A 13,721-nucleotide genomic window follows, 5' to 3' on the forward strand; every position below is an offset into this window, starting at 1 on the left:
CTGCTACGCTAGGGGTCAGGTGGCCCGCAAAGAAGCTCCACTTTCAGACGAGACCGGGGGTCCACTCCTGGACCTGCCGGTCTCCCTCACGCTGGACCGCACGGGCCCGGCGCTGCACGCGCAGCTGGCCCGGCAGCTCCGGGCGCACGTGCTCGGCGGGCGCCTGCCGGCCGGGTTCCGCCTGCCGGGGACGCGGCCGCTGGCGGCAGCACTGGGCGTCACGCGCGGCGTGGTGGCCGAGGCGTACGCCGCCCTGGTCGCCGACGGCACGCTGGAGGCCGTGGTCGGCAGCGGCACGCGCGTGCCGGCCGGCGCGGCGCAGTCCCCGGCACCCCGCGCGGCGCGGACCCCCGGATGGTTTCAGGCGGCGCCCCCCGCCCCGGTCAGCACCTTCCGCCCGGAAGCGGGCATCTTCTTCCAGCACGGCGTGACCACCGGCCTCACGCTGGACGCCCGCGCGTGGCGGCAGGCCTGGGCGCACGGCGCGGCGCGCTCCCTGACCGGCGAGTACGGGGACGTGCAGGGCGAACCGGACTTCCGCGCGGCCCTGGCGGCCTTCGCGGGCCGTTCACGGGGCCTGACAGCCGGCGCGGAGGACGTGACCGTGATCTCCGGCACGCTGCAGGGCCTGAACCTGATCGCGCGGGGCGTGCTGCCGCCCGCCTCCACGGTGCTGTTCGAGCACCCGGGGTACCAGGCGGCCCGGCAGGTGTTCCTGGACGCCGGGCACACGGTGCTGCCCCTGAAGGTGGACGAGGACGGCCCGGTCGTGACGCCGGACCTGCCCGCGGCGCGCCTGGTGTACGTGACCCCCAGTCACCAGTTCCCGCTGGGCGTGCGCATGAGCCTGCCGAGGCGGCTGGCCCTGCTGGAGTGGGCCGCGCGGCACGACGCGCTTATCGTGGAGGACGACTACGACAGCGAATTCCGGTACGGCGCGCCGCCCCTGCCGCCGCTGGCGGGCCTGGACGTGGGTGGTCACCGGGTGCTCTACCTGGGCACCCTGAGCAAGGTCCTCACGCCGGGCGTGCGGGTGGGGTTCGTGATCGCCCCGCCGGCCATCCGGGCAGCCCTGGTGCGGGAGCGCACGCTGCTGGACGCCGGCAGTCCGCTGCCCGTGCAGCACGCCCTGACATGGCTGCTCACGCACGGGGAACTGGACCGGCACATCCGCCGCTCGCGCCGCTGGCACGCCCAGGTGCGCGAGGCGCTCACGCGGGAACTGGCCGGCCTGGAGCCCCACGCGAGGCTGGGCGGGATCGAGGCCGGGCTGCACGTGTGCCTGCGCCTCTCCCCCGCCCTGCACGCCGGCGAGGTGCAGCAGGACCTGGCGCGGCGCGGCGTGCACGTGTCCACCCTGGACGCCTTCATGCCGGGAGACACGCCGCCGAACGCGCTGCTGCTGGGGCACGGCGGCCTGACCGCCACGCAGGCGGCCGGGGGTGCGCGCACGATCCGGGACGTGATCGTCGCGCGCGCCCCCGGCCGGTAAGTTCGCTCAGCGCAGGAAGCTGCCCTCGGCCTCCAGCCGGCGGACCCACGCGGCGATGATGTCGATGCAGGCCTTCACGTCGCGGGCGTCCACCATCTCGTTGGGGCTGTGCATGTAGCGGTTGGGAATGCTGACCACCGCGCTCGGCACGCCCGCGCCGGACAGGATCATGGTGTCGGCGTCCGTGAAGGTCAGGCGGGGGCTGGCGGTGACGCTGTAGGGAATGCCGTCCTGATCGGCGGCTTCCTTCATCTGCCGTAAGATCACCGGGCTGACCATCGCCCCGACCGTCAGGTTCGCGCCGCTGCCGAACGGCACCACGCCGTACTTCTCAGGTTTCACGCCGGGCTGCTCGGTCTCGTGCGTGACGTCCACGGCCACGCCCGCCACGGGCTTCACGCGGTACGTGGCGGTCTTGCTACCGTACGACCCGATTTCCTCCTGGCTGGTGCCCACCGCGACCACCCGGTGCTTCAGGTCGTGGCCCTTCAGGGCGCGCAGGGCCTCCAGGACCACGAAGCTGCCCACGCGGTTGTCCAGCGCGCGGCTCACGATCTTCTGGCCCACGGTCACGGTCGGCTGCTCGATCACCGCGACCGTGCCCACCGGAATCTGCGCGCGGGCCTCATCGGCAGTGAGGTCCAGGTCGATCCACAGGTCCTCCAGGCGGCTGGCCTTCTTGCGGTCCTCGTCGTCCATGACGTGAATGGCCTTCTTGCCGATCACGCCGATCAGGTCCCCGCCGGGCGCGAGCACGCGCACGCGCTGCCCCACCAGCACCTGCGGGTCCCAGCCGCCCAGCGGCAGCACGTGCAGGAAGCCCTTGTCGCCGATGTGGCTGACCATCAGGCCGATCTCGTCCAGGTGCCCGGTCAGGATGATCGCCGGGGCGCCCTCCGGGCCGAGTTCGGCGTACACGTTGCCGTAGTGGTCCTCATGGGTGCGGTCCGCGAAAGTGCGGGCTTCGTGAAGCCACACGTCCGCCGCGCGGCGCTCGAACCCGCTGGGCGCGGCCTGCGCGAGCAGACGGAACAGGAACTCCTGGTTGATGGCGCTGATCGGACTGTCGGTGGTCACCGCGCGAGTCTACGCCGCAGCGCGGGTATCCTGAGTGGGATGTCCCGCGTTCCGCCCGGCCTTCCAGACGACCCCGCCGCGCCGGACGTGCGGGTGAGCGTGCAGGTGCAGCACCTGCCGCAGCACAGCGTTCCAGGCCGGCAGCTGTTCACGTACGTGATCGTGATCGAGAACCACGCCGACGACACCTGGCAGGTCATGGCGCGCCAATGGTCCATCACGGACGGCGCGGGCCGCGTGACGGAGGTCGAGGGTGAGGGCGTGGTGGGTGAGCAGCCCATCATTCCGGCCGGGGGAAGTTTCACGTACGACTCGTTCGTGACGGTGGAGGCCACGCCGGGCCGCATGCGGGGCTGGTACACGCTGCGCAACGCCTGGGGGCAGGGCGCGCGGGTGCCGATTCCGGAGTTCCTGCTGGACGTGCCGGGCCAGCGGGTCCTGAACTGAGCGGGGGACGCGGGGCCCGCCGCGCGGCGTCTATGCTCCGCTGATGCTGACCGAGTCTGATCTGAGTGCGTTTCTGGCCTCGCCCGTGCCGGTGGTGGCGGTCACCGCCCGGCACGCGGGCGTGCGCAATGCGATGGCGGCGGGCTGGAGCATGCCGCTGAGCATGACCCCGCCCCTGTACGGCGTTCAGGTGGGCAAGGAGCGTGGCACCCACCCGCTGATCACGGGGAGTGGGGAGTTCGGCGTGAACTTCCTGCCGCTGGCGCGCGCCCGGACGGTGCATGGCGCCGGGTCCTTTCACCTGTACGACGGGGTGGACAAGTACGCCCGCGTGCCGCTGACCGAGCATCCGGACGCGCCGCTGGCGCTGGCGGAGGCGTTCCTGCACTACACCTGCCGGGTGGTGAACGTGGTGGAGACCGGCGACCATGACCTGTTCGTGGGCGAGGTGGTGCGGGTGCTCCGGGACCCGGAATTCTACGATGCGCAGGGGGTGTTCCGCGGGTCCGCGGCGCTGCACAACGGGCGGGGCCTGTACGTGGGCAGCGGGCAGGAACGGCTGGCCTTCCCGAAAGACCGTTACTGAGTTCGGCCGGCGGCGGCGACGACTGCGGCGCGGGCGGTCTCGTCACGGCCCCGGGCGACGTCCCGCACGCCCCGGCGCCCGAAGGCGTGCGCGAGGTCGCGTTCGGAGAGGCGCAGCACGGTGGGCCGGCCGTGCGGGCACGACCACGGCTGCTCGCAGGCGTTCAGGGCGGCCAGGATGCCCCGCCCGGCCGTCAGGGTGATCTCCCCGGCCTTCAGGGCGGGCGCGCAGGCGAGGCGGCCCAGCACGTCCCGGCGGGGGTCCGGGTGGTCCCCCAGGGCCGCTTCCACGATCAGTTCGTGCAGCCGGGGCACCGGCAGCGGCGCCAGGGTGGCGGGCAGGGTGCGCAGCCGGGCCAGGCCGGCGCCGAACGCCTCGATGGTCAGGCCCCAGGCGCGCAGCTCGGCGTCGCGTTCATGCAGGCGGGCGGTCTGGGCGGGGGTCAGGTGCAGCAGTTCGGGTTCCGGCAGTTCGTGGGGCGACGCGCTTCCCAGGTCGCGGGTGAACTGCTCGAACAGCGCGCGTTCGTGCGCGGCGTGGGCATCCACGATCCAAAGGTCGCCCTCGGCCTGCGCGAGCAGGTACAGGTCCTGGTACAGGCCCAGCAGTTCCAGCGCCGGGAAGGCCGGGTGCTGCGGGGCGTGCGCGGGGTCCGTGACGGGCAGCGGGGCGGGGGCGTGCCGGGCCAGCGGGTGCGCCGCGAGGGCCTGCGCCACGGCGTCCCGCACCCGGCCGGTCAGGGCGGGCAGGTCGGCCAGGGCCACGACCTGTTTCGCGGGGTGGACGTTGGGGTTGTGGTCCTCGGGGTTCACGGTGAGGTTCAGCACGCACAGGGGCGCCGCGCCGGCCGGAAGCAGTTCGGCGTACGCGTCGATCACGGCCTTCTCCAGTTCGGGTGGGGCGAGGATGGGCCGGCCGTTCACGCTGAGGTGCATGCGGTCGCGCCGCGCACGGGTGAGTTCAGGGCGGGACACGACGCCGGTCACGCCGGGGGCGTCCACGGGCAGCACGCGGTTGGCGTTCAGGGAGCCGTACACGCTGGCGACCGCGCCGCGGTGATCGGCGGGCGCGTGCGTGAGGCGCGCCTCGCCGTCCACCACCAGCCGCCAGTGAAGTTCGGGGTGGTGCAGCACGTACCGGGACACCAGCGCCGTGACCTCGCGAACCTCGGTGGGGGCGGGGGCCTGCGTGCGCCGCCGGGCGGGAAGTGCCGCGAACAGGTGCCGGACGGTCACGGTGGTGCCGGCCGGCGCGGACGCGCGGCGCACCGTCACCGTCTCCCCCTGGGCGTGCACCTCGGTGGCGCCCACCTGCGCGGCGGGGCGGGTGACGAGGTGCAGGTCGCCGGCCTGCGCCGCGGCCCACAGCGCCTCGCCGCGGAAGCCCAGGGTGGTCACGTGGTCCACGGCCTGCACGTCCGGGGCAAGTTTGCTGGTGGCGTGCCGCACGGGGGCCAGCGCGGCCGCCCCGGCGGGAATGCCGGCGCCGTTGTCGCGCACGCGGATCAGGGTCAGGCCGCCGCCGTCCAGGTCGATCTCCAGGCGGGTGGCGCCGGCGTCCAGGGCGTTCTCCACGAGTTCCCGCACGACGTCCAGCGGGCGGGACACGACCTCGCCCGCCGCGATCAGCCGCGCGACGTGGGCGGGGAGGACGTGAATGGTCATGTCGCGGGCAAGGCTAGCGCAGGGAGCGGGCCGGGACAGGGACGGAATTCACCACCGGCACGTCACCCCGCCGGGTCCGGGAGGATCTTGCCGGGGTTGAGCAGGCCGTGCGGGTCGAACAGGCGCTTGAGGTCCCGCATGACGTCCAGGGTATCCCCGTGCTCCTGCGCGAGGTACTTCTGCTTGTGCAGGCCGACGCCGTGCTCGCCGGTACAGGTCCCGCCGGCCGCCAGGGTGGCCTGCATCAGCTCGTCGTAGGTGGCGTGAATGGCGGCCCAGGTGGCGTGGTCGTCCGGGGGCGCGTGGAACAGCACATGGAAGTTCCCGTCCCCGACGTGCCCGACGAAACTGGTGTTCAGGCCGCGGTCCAGGCAGCGCTGGCGGGTGAAGTCCAGCACGTCCGGCAGGCGGTGCAGGGGCACGCAGGCGTCCGTGCTGAGCTGCGCGTGCCCGGGGTACTGGGCGCTCATGGCCGTGTAGGCCTTGTGGCGGGCCTCCCACAGGGCGCGGCGTTCCTCGGCGGCGGTGGCGGTGGCCACGTCCTGTGCGCCGGCGTCCAGGCACAGGGCGCGGCACACCTCCAGCGCGTCCTGCAGGGCAGCGGGGCTGGCGGCGGCCAGTTCGATCCACAGGGTCGGCTGCTCGGGGTACGTGCGGCCCAGGTGGCGGTTCACGGCGGCGATCATGGGCTCGTCCATCAGTTCCAGGCGTTCCGGGTTCAGCGCGGCGCCCATCACCAGCACCGCGCACTCTGCGGCCTCGCGGACGGTGGGGAACGTGCAGCGCAGCGCCAGCAGTTCCTCCGGCAGGGGCCACAGCCGCACGGTGAGTTCCGTGATGACGCCCAGGGTGCCCTCCGCGCCGATGAACAGGTGTTTCAGGTCGTACCCGGCGCTGGTCTTGCGGGCGCGGCTGCCCACCCGGATCATCCGGCCGTCCATCAGCGCGACCCGCATTTCCAGGACATTGTCGCGGGTGGTGCCGTACCGCACCGCGCCGGTGCCGCTGGCGTTCGTGGACGCCATGCCGCCAAGTGTGGCCTCCGCGCCCGGGTCCACCGCCCAGAACAGGCCGTGCCGCCGCGCCTGCCGGTTGAGTTCCGGGTAGGGCACGCCGGGCTGCACGGTCGCCTGGAACCCGCCCGGTTCGATGCCCAGCACGGCGTTCATGCCCGTGACGTCCAGCGACAGGCCGCCGTGGACGGGCACGATCTGGCCTTCCAGGCTGCTGCCCGCCGCGAATGGCGTGACCGGGAAGCGGTGCTGCCGGGCCAGGGCCAGGGCGTCCACCACGTCCTGTTCGCTGCGGGCGTGCAGCACGCCGTCCGGCAGGTGGAAGTCCAGGCGGCTTTCGTCCCGCGCGTGCGCCTCGCGCACGGCGGCGCTGACGCTGAAGGCTTCCCCGAACCGGGCGCGCAGCGCCGAGAGTGCCGTTTCCTGCATGCCTGATTGTGCACCCCGCACCCGCCGGCGGCCCGGTGCAGAATCAGGCATGTCCTCTCCCCTGCCCGGCCCGCCTGACCTGAACGCCCTGCTGAACCTCGCCGAGATCGAGGCGGCCGGGCGCGCGCGCATGACGCTGGAGGCCATGACGTACTACGCCGGCGGCGCGAACGACGAGCACACCCTGCGCGCCAACCGCGAGAGCTTCGCGCGGCTGAAACTGCTGCCGCGGGTGCTGGTGGACGTCAGTGAGATCGACACGCGCGCCGCGGTGCTGGGACAGATGCTGAGTTTCCCGGTGGGCATCGCGCCCAGCGCCATGCACGGCCTCGCCCACCCGGACGCCGAACTGGGCACCGCGCGCGCCGCCGCGCAGGCCGGCAGCCTGATGACGCTCTCCACCATGAGCACCAGCACCATCGAGGACGTCGCCCAGGCTGCGGCCGGGCGGCTGTGGTTCCAGCTGTACCTGTACCGCGACCGCGAGGTGAGCCGCGAGGTGGTCCGGCGGGCCGCGGCGGCCGGCGCGCGGGCGCTGGTCCTCACCGTGGACGCCCCGCAGCTCGGCCGGCGCGAGGGCCTGAAACGCCACCCCCTGTACCTGCCCGACACCCTCACCCTCCCCAACGTTGGGCCGCGCCGGCCCGGCACGGAGCACCTCACGCCCATCGACCATTTCAACAGCCTGCTGGACCCCAGCCTGTCCTGGCAGGACCTCGACTGGCTGCGCGGCGTGACGGACCTGCCCATCGTCCTGAAAGGCATTCACTCGCCGGCCGACGCGGAGCGGGCCGCGGAGCGCGGCTGTCACGTGTGGCTCAGCAACCACGGCGGACGGCAGCTCGACACCGCCGTGACGCCCCTGGACGTCCTGCCCGAAACCCGGCGCCGCGTCGGCGACCGCGCCGAGGTGTACCTGGACGGCGGCGTCACCCGCGGCACGGACCTCGTGAAGGCCCTGGCCCTCGGCGCGGACGCCGTGTTCCTGGGCCGGGCGGCGCTGTGGGGCCTCGCGGCCGGCGGGCAGGCCGGCGTGGAACACACCCTGGCCCTGCTGCACGACGAATTCCGGCTGGCGATGGCGCTGTGCGGCGTGACCCGCGTGACCGACCTGACCCCCGACCTGATCTGGCGAGAGTAAGGGGCGTCAGGGCCGGGGCAGCAGGGCGGCCAGCAGCGCGGGGGCGCGGCTGGCGGGCAGATGCCCGAGGATCACCAGGTCCGCGAGGCCGTGCACGGTGGCCCACAGGGCGTCCGTGAGGTCCGGCACGGGCCGGTCGGGCAGGCTGCCCTCCTGAATGGCGCGGGTGACCAGCGCGCGGCGCTGGTCGTGGCTGTGCTCGATGATCGGGGTGAGGGGGCTGGGCTGGCCGGGCGTGCAGATGGCCGGGTCGAAGATCAGCTGGAAGGCGTGGGGGCGGGCGGCGGCGTAGGCCACGTATGCCTCGCCGATGGCGAGAATGGCCTGCGCGGCCGTGGGCTGCCCGGAGGCCGCGGCCTCCTGAGCCTCGTTGAACTGCACGAGGCAGCGTTCGGCGACCGCCTGCAGGAGGTGCTGTTTGTCGGGGAAGTGATGGTAGGGGGCGGCGTGGCTGACGCCGGCGTGCCGGGCGATCTCGCGCAGGCTCAGCGCCGCGGCGCCCTGCGCGTCGAGGATCTCGTGGGCGGCGTTCAGGAGGGCCTCGCGGAGCTGGCCGTGGTGGTAGGTCTTCTCGCGGGTGCCGGGGCCAGCCGATCTTGACATCGGCAACATCCTAGATTAACTTGACACTGTCAAGAATCCAGGCACCGTTAACATCCCCCGGAGGCTTCCCCGTGCGCACCCTTGTCATCCTCGGCCACCCCAACCCCGACAGCTACTGCGCCGCCCTCGCCCGCAGCTACGCCGACAGCGCCCGCCAGGCCGGCGCGCACGTGGACCTCCTCGACCTCTCCTCCCTTCACTTCGATCCCCACCTCCACGGCGGCTACCACGCCGACCAGCCCCTGGAGCCCGACCTGCAGCGCGCCCAGCAGCTGATTCGGCAGGCCGACCACCTGTGCCTCGTCACCGCCACCTGGTGGAGTTCCATGCCCGCCCTGCTCAAGGGCTTCATCGACCGCGTCTTCCTGCCCGGCTTCGCGTTCCGCTACCGGCCCGGCCGGATGCTTCCCGAACAGCTTCTCCGGGGCCGCAGCGCGCGCGTGATCGTCACCACCGACACCCCACCTCTGCTGCTGCGCACCCTGCTGGGCGACCCCACCCTGCGCAGCCTCAGCCAGGGCGTGCTCGCCTTCTGCGGCTACCGCGTCCGCAGCACGCGGCTCGGGCCCATTCGCGGCAGCAGCGACATGCAGCGCGCCGCCTGGCTGGACCGCACCGCCCGGCTGGCCCGGCAGGACCACGCCAGACGAGCCGCCCGGCCCGCCCTCGCCTGAGCGCAGCAGGCCACAGCAGGCGCAGCGTCAGGCCGGAAGTTCCGCGCCCTCGCGCAGTTCACGCTGCCAGGCGTGCAGCAGTTCCAGCGCCTGCATGGGCGTGAGGCGCCCCAGGTCCAGCGCGGCGAGTTCCCGCACGAGTTTCCGGTCGTCGCCCTGGGTGTTCAGCGCGGTGAGCAGCTTGCCGGCGCGCGCCACCACCGGCGCGGGCAGGCCGGCCAGCCGGGCGACCTCCACGCCGTAACTCTGCCGGGCGGCGCCGGGAATCACCTGGTGGTAGAAGGTCAGGCCCTGCCGCTCGTCCTCCTCGGCGGCCACGTGCAGGTTCACGAGGCCGGGCAGGTCGTTTTCCAGGCGCGTGAGCTCGAAGTAGTGCGTGGCGAACAGGGTGTGCGCGCCGGTGGTGTGCAGGTGTTCCAGGGCCGCCTGCGCGATGGCGAGGCCGTCCAGGGTGCTGGTGCCGCGCCCGACCTCGTCGAGGATCACGAGGCTGCGGCGGGTGGCCCCGTGCAGGATGGCGGCCAGTTCGTTCATCTCGACCATGAACGTGCTGCGCCCCCCGGCGAGGTCGTCGGAGGCGCCGATGCGGGTGTGGATGGCGTCGTACACGGGCAGCTCGGCGTGATCGGCAGGCAGGAAGGACCCGATCTGGTGCAGCAGGGCGCACAGGGCCACGGTGCGCAGGTAGGTGCTCTTGCCGGCCATGTTCGGACCGGTGAGCAGCAGGGCGTGCCGGGTGTCGTCCAGGTGCGCGTCGTTGGGCACGAACGGCGCGGCGCTGGCGTGCTCCACGACCGGGTGCCGCGCCTGCGTCAGGCGGGCGTGGGCACTGGCGGTCTGGGGTCTCACCCAGCCGCGCTCGGCGGCAAGCTCCGCCAGGGCGCCCAGCACGTCCAGGTCCGCCAGGGCCCCGGCGGCTTCCAGCAGCGCCTCGGCGTGCGCGCCCAGGGACGCGCGCAATTCCGTGAACACCTCCGTCTCCAGTCGGGCGGCAGCGGCGTCCAGGCGCGCGATCTCCCGCTCCCGTTCGCGCAGGTCCGGGCGGGTGAAGCGCGCGCGATCCTTCAACGTGGCGATCTGGCGGTAGTCGGCGGGCACCTTGCCCAGGTGCGGGCCGGTCACCTCCAGGTAGTAGCCGAACACGTTATTGAACCCCACCTTCAGGCTGCCGATCCCGGTCCGCTGGCGTTCGCGGGTTTCCAGGTCCGCCATCCAGGCGCGGTGCCCCAGGGACTCGGCGCGCAGGGCGTCCAGTTGGGCGTGGAAGCCCTCGCGGATCAGGTCCCCGTCGCCCAGGCGCAGGGGCGGGTCGTCCACCAGGGCCGCGCGGATCTGCGTCACCACGTCCGGCAGGCCGCCCAGCCGCGCACGCACGGCGCCCAGCAGCCCATCCTGCCCGGAGAGCAGCGCCACCGCTTCCGGCAGCAGGTCCAGCGTGCGGGCCAGGGCCGCCACCTCGCGCGGCGTGGCGCGGCCGGTGGCGACGCGCGCCGCGAGACGTTCCAGATCGTGCGCGCGGTACAGCAGCGCCCGCACGCCCCCCCGCAGGTCCGGGGTGCGGGTCAGGCCCTCCACGGCGTCCAGCCGGGCGCGGATGCTCAGCTCGTCGAGCAGCGGCGCCCGCAGCCACGCCCGTAGGCGCCGGCGCCCCCCGGCGGTGCGCGTACCGCCCAGGACGTCCATCAGCGTCAGGCCCTGCGGGGACTGCGCCTGGAAGACCTCCAGGGCACGCACGGCGGCGTCCGGGAGGCGCATGTGCGCGCCCGGCTCGAAGCGCACCACGCGGCGCACCATCTCCAGGTGCCCCTGCTGCGTCACCCGCGCGTAGCCCAGCACTGCGCCGCATGCGCGGAGCAGCGCCGGGGTGCCCAGCGTGCCCGGCACGTCCCCCAGCACGGTGGACAGCTCGGTGCGGGCGGCCGCCTCCTCGAAGTTCGCTGGGGACAGCATGACCGGAAACCGCGCTTGAAAGTCCGCGAGCAGCGCCGCGTTCCCCGACAGTTCCGGCGCGAGCAGCACCTCCCGCGCGCGGTGCCGCGCCAGTTCGTCATACAGCGCGGTACGGGTGTGGAAGGCCGCGCAGCGGAACTCCCCGGTGCTGACGTCCAGCAGCGCCAGCGCGTACCCGTCCCCCGTGGCGACCGCCGCCAGGAAATTCTCGTCCGCCGTCAGGTGCCGCTCCTCCGTGACGGTGCCAGGCGTGAGCAGCTGCGTCACCTTACGGTCCACGAGTCCCGCCCCGGGCTCCTCCACCTGATCCGCCACCGCCACCCGCACGCCCTGCGCAAGCAGCCGCTCCACGTGCTGGTCCAGCGCCCGCACGGGAATCCCGGCCATCGGCGTGCTGAAATCCTTGCTGCTCTTGTGCGTCAGCGCCAGGCCCAGCAGCCGCGCGCAGCGTTCGGCGTCCTCACCGAACGTCTCGTAAAAGTCGCCCACCTGAAACAGCAGCAGGAAATCCGCGTGCTCGTCACGCAGCGCCACGTACTGCTCCAGCATCGGGGGAAGCGCGCCCCGCCCGGTGCCCTTCAGGACGCTCTGTGCCCCACCAACAGCCATACCCTCCAGCATACCGGGCCGCCGCAAACGCACACTGTCACGCGAAACGGGGTTGAAGGCACGTGGTCATGGAGGTGGCAACGCAGGTTCAGACGCCCCACTGAATTCAGGTTCTGACCTTCAGCGTAGGGACGCGACTTCAGGGCGGTCAGGAAACAATCTATGGTCCTCAGTGAAAGCGCAGGCGTGTACCACGCACCCCTTCAGAATCGAATCCAGGGGCTGAGGGCACGACGAGCGACCCCGAGGTGTGGCTGGGGCGCAGCGGCGTTCCCCGGAACAGGAGTCGACGTGTCCCCGAAATCTCTTCCGGAGGACACGCCGTTGTGGGTCGGGTTCGGTGCAGACGGCGGGGGCGGACTGGGGTTACAGGTCGCAGCCGAGGGCGCGGAGGAGGTCCAGTTCGCTGATGGGTGGCGTCGGCCGTGCGCAGGGGGGGACGGGGCGACGGCGGCGGGTGAACAGTTGACGGATCAACGAACGCATGGAGCACCTCCTTGTCTGATGTGAGAAATATCCTACATGAAGATGTCTTAACTTTTTGTCACTGTCCTGACTTTTCGGCCAGCCGCCGCCGTCCCGTACGCTGGGGGCATGTCCCGCCGCCGCCTGACCCCCGACGAGATCGCCGCCCAGCTGCCCGAGGCGTGGACCGCGCACGACACGTGGCTGGAGCGCACCCTGACCTTTCCCACATACCGGGCGGGCCTGGAGTGCGCGGTGAGGATCGCGGAGCACGCTGAGGCGGTGGACCACCACCCGGACCTGCTGCTCGGGTACCGGGTTCTCACCGTGCGGTACACCACGCACGACCGGGGCGGCGTGACCAGTCACGACGTCGCCGGCGCCGCGTTCGTGAACGGTCTGCTCGGGGCGGCCGGGTGAGCCTGCCCCGTGAGGAGTTCACGCTGGGCGCGCTGGACTGGGCGGCTTTCCCGGCGTTGCGGCAGCACGAGATCACCCTGACGGCCACGGCGGCGGACCTGGACGATATGGGGCACGTGAACAACACGGTGTACCTGGGGTGGTGCGAGGCGGTCGCCCGCGCGCATGCGGCCAGCCAGGGCATGGACACGCCGGCGCTGATGGCGCTGGGGGCGGTGCCGCTGGCGCGGCAGCACACCATCCGGTATCTGCGCCCCGCGCTGCTGGGTGACAGCGTGCGCGTGCGGACGCTGCTGCTGAATCACAGTGGCCCCCGCAGCACGCGCGTGTACACCGTGGACCGCCTGGGTTCCGGGGAACCGGAGCGGCTGGCGGAGTGCCGCACCGACTGGGTGTGGGTGGACCCGGCCACCGGCCGCCCGAAGCGCGCGCCGGTGGAGGTCGCCCGGCGTTTCGGGCTGGCGTGACCCCTCCGCCCGGGGCGACGGGTTACAGGGGGCGCAGAATCGCGCGGGCGGGCGCGCCGTCCGCACCGTGCAGGGGCAGCGGCAGGCAGGTCAGTTCGTAGTGGCCGTCCGGGACGCCGTGCAGGTTCAGGCCTTCCAGGATCAGTGTGCGGGTTTCGCGGCAGGCGTGGTGGGCGTCCAGGGTCTTGCTGTCCAGGGGGTCCACGCTGGGGGAGTCCGTGCCGATCAGGCGCACGCCGCGCCGCGCCGCTTCGCGGATGAAGGCGGGCGTCAGGGCGCGGAAGTCGGTGGGGAAGGTGGCCCAGTGGGCGGGCTGGCCGGTGTTCAGCAGCAACCGTGGGGGCAGGGTGGCCGGGAGGTTGCGCAGCGCGGCGGCGTCCACGGCGTCCGTGCCGTACACGGTGAGCACCTGGCAGGGCCCGACGTACACGTCCAGGGGCAGTTCGTGCAGTCGGGCGCCGGCGTCGTCGTAGTGCCAGGGGGCGTCCACGTGCGTGCCGGTGTGCGTGCTGGTGCGCAGGATGCCGGTGTTCACGCTGTCTCCGGCATCGATGCGCATGCCGGGGTCCACGGTGAAGTCGGCGTCGCCGGGCCAGTTCGGGTGGCCGGGCGTGAGGGTGCGCGAGATGTCCAGCAGCGTCATGCGGGCAGTGTACCCACCCGGCGTTCCCTCCGGCTGGCCGG

General features: G+C 72.9%; 13 protein-coding genes. 7 read left to right on the forward strand and 6 right to left on the reverse strand.

Annotated elements, in window-relative coordinates:
- Positions 1-19: 19 nt before the first annotated feature.
- Positions 20-1,492 (forward strand): MocR-like pyridoxine biosynthesis transcription factor PdxR, encoded by a 1,473-nt coding sequence (gene pdxR / locus DFI_RS08420; RefSeq protein ID WP_027461768.1) that lies wholly within the window; start codon positions 20-22, stop codon positions 1,490-1,492.
- A gap of 6 nt (positions 1,493-1,498) precedes the next feature.
- Here pdxR and DFI_RS08425 read toward each other — a convergent pair whose 3' ends face one another.
- On the reverse strand, positions 1,499-2,569 hold the full coding sequence (locus DFI_RS08425; protein ID WP_027461769.1) for a M42 family metallopeptidase: 1,071 nt from the start codon (positions 2,567-2,569) through the stop codon (positions 1,499-1,501).
- A gap of 39 nt (positions 2,570-2,608) precedes the next feature.
- Between DFI_RS08425 and apaG the strand changes: the two genes are divergently transcribed.
- Both apaG and DFI_RS08435 read left to right on the forward strand, forming a co-directional pair.
- Positions 2,609-3,016: a Co2+/Mg2+ efflux protein ApaG gene (gene apaG / locus DFI_RS08430; protein ID WP_051307405.1), complete on the forward strand. Its 408-nt coding sequence runs from the start codon at positions 2,609-2,611 to the stop codon at positions 3,014-3,016.
- A gap of 43 nt (positions 3,017-3,059) precedes the next feature.
- Complete coding sequence (locus DFI_RS08435) at positions 3,060-3,602, forward strand: flavin reductase family protein (protein ID WP_027461771.1); 543 nt, start codon at positions 3,060-3,062, stop codon at positions 3,600-3,602.
- On the opposite strand, the gene mutL is transcribed toward DFI_RS08435, so the two are convergent.
- Together mutL and DFI_RS08445 are read right to left on the reverse strand one after the other, a co-directional pair.
- A complete protein-coding gene (gene mutL / locus DFI_RS08440; protein WP_027461772.1) occupies positions 3,596-5,266 on the reverse strand; it encodes a DNA mismatch repair endonuclease MutL in 1,671 nt (556 codons plus the stop codon). The two genes, DFI_RS08435 and mutL, sit on opposite strands and share 7 nt — an antisense overlap.
- 62 nt (positions 5,267-5,328) lie before the next feature.
- Positions 5,329-6,708 carry an FAD-binding oxidoreductase gene (locus DFI_RS08445; protein ID WP_027461773.1) on the reverse strand — a complete coding sequence of 460 codons (1,380 nt, stop codon included), beginning with the start codon at positions 6,706-6,708 and terminating at the stop codon, positions 5,329-5,331.
- Between the two features lie 49 nt (positions 6,709-6,757).
- On the opposite strand from DFI_RS08445, the gene DFI_RS08450 reads away from it, so the two are divergent.
- Positions 6,758-7,849, forward strand: coding sequence for an alpha-hydroxy acid oxidase (locus DFI_RS08450; protein ID WP_027461774.1), 1,092 nt, complete (start codon positions 6,758-6,760; stop codon positions 7,847-7,849).
- A gap of 6 nt (positions 7,850-7,855) precedes the next feature.
- Here DFI_RS08450 and DFI_RS08455 read toward each other — a convergent pair whose 3' ends face one another.
- A complete protein-coding gene (locus tag DFI_RS08455; protein ID WP_027461775.1) occupies positions 7,856-8,452 on the reverse strand; it encodes a TetR/AcrR family transcriptional regulator in 597 nt (198 codons plus the stop codon).
- 71 nt (positions 8,453-8,523) lie between these two features.
- Here DFI_RS08455 and DFI_RS08460 point away from each other — a divergent pair, with 71 nt between their 5' ends.
- Entirely contained in the window at positions 8,524-9,126 is a 603-nt protein-coding gene (locus DFI_RS08460; protein ID WP_027461776.1) for an NAD(P)H-dependent oxidoreductase, read from the forward strand.
- Positions 9,127-9,153: 27 nt separating this feature from the next.
- On the opposite strand, the gene mutS is transcribed toward DFI_RS08460, so the two are convergent.
- Positions 9,154-11,685, reverse strand: a complete 2,532-nt coding sequence (gene mutS / locus DFI_RS08465; RefSeq protein WP_027461777.1) for a DNA mismatch repair protein MutS — start codon at positions 11,683-11,685, stop codon at positions 9,154-9,156.
- Between the two features lie 594 nt (positions 11,686-12,279).
- Between mutS and DFI_RS08470 the strand changes: the two genes are divergently transcribed.
- Positions 12,280-12,570 (forward strand): 4a-hydroxytetrahydrobiopterin dehydratase, encoded by a 291-nt coding sequence (locus tag DFI_RS08470; protein WP_027461778.1) that lies wholly within the window; start codon positions 12,280-12,282, stop codon positions 12,568-12,570.
- Complete coding sequence (locus DFI_RS08475) at positions 12,567-13,037, forward strand: acyl-CoA thioesterase (RefSeq protein WP_338030613.1); 471 nt, start codon at positions 12,567-12,569, stop codon at positions 13,035-13,037. The genes DFI_RS08470 and DFI_RS08475 overlap by 4 nt, the downstream gene beginning before the upstream one ends.
- Positions 13,038-13,059: 22 nt before the next feature.
- On the opposite strand, the gene DFI_RS08480 is transcribed toward DFI_RS08475, so the two are convergent.
- Positions 13,060-13,680, reverse strand: a complete 621-nt coding sequence (locus DFI_RS08480) for a cyclase family protein (RefSeq protein ID WP_043776697.1) — start codon at positions 13,678-13,680, stop codon at positions 13,060-13,062.
- Positions 13,681-13,721 lie beyond the last annotated feature (41 nt).

The organism is Deinococcus ficus (genome assembly GCF_003444775.1).
GTDB classification, from domain to species: domain Bacteria; phylum Deinococcota; class Deinococci; order Deinococcales; family Deinococcaceae; genus Deinococcus; species Deinococcus ficus.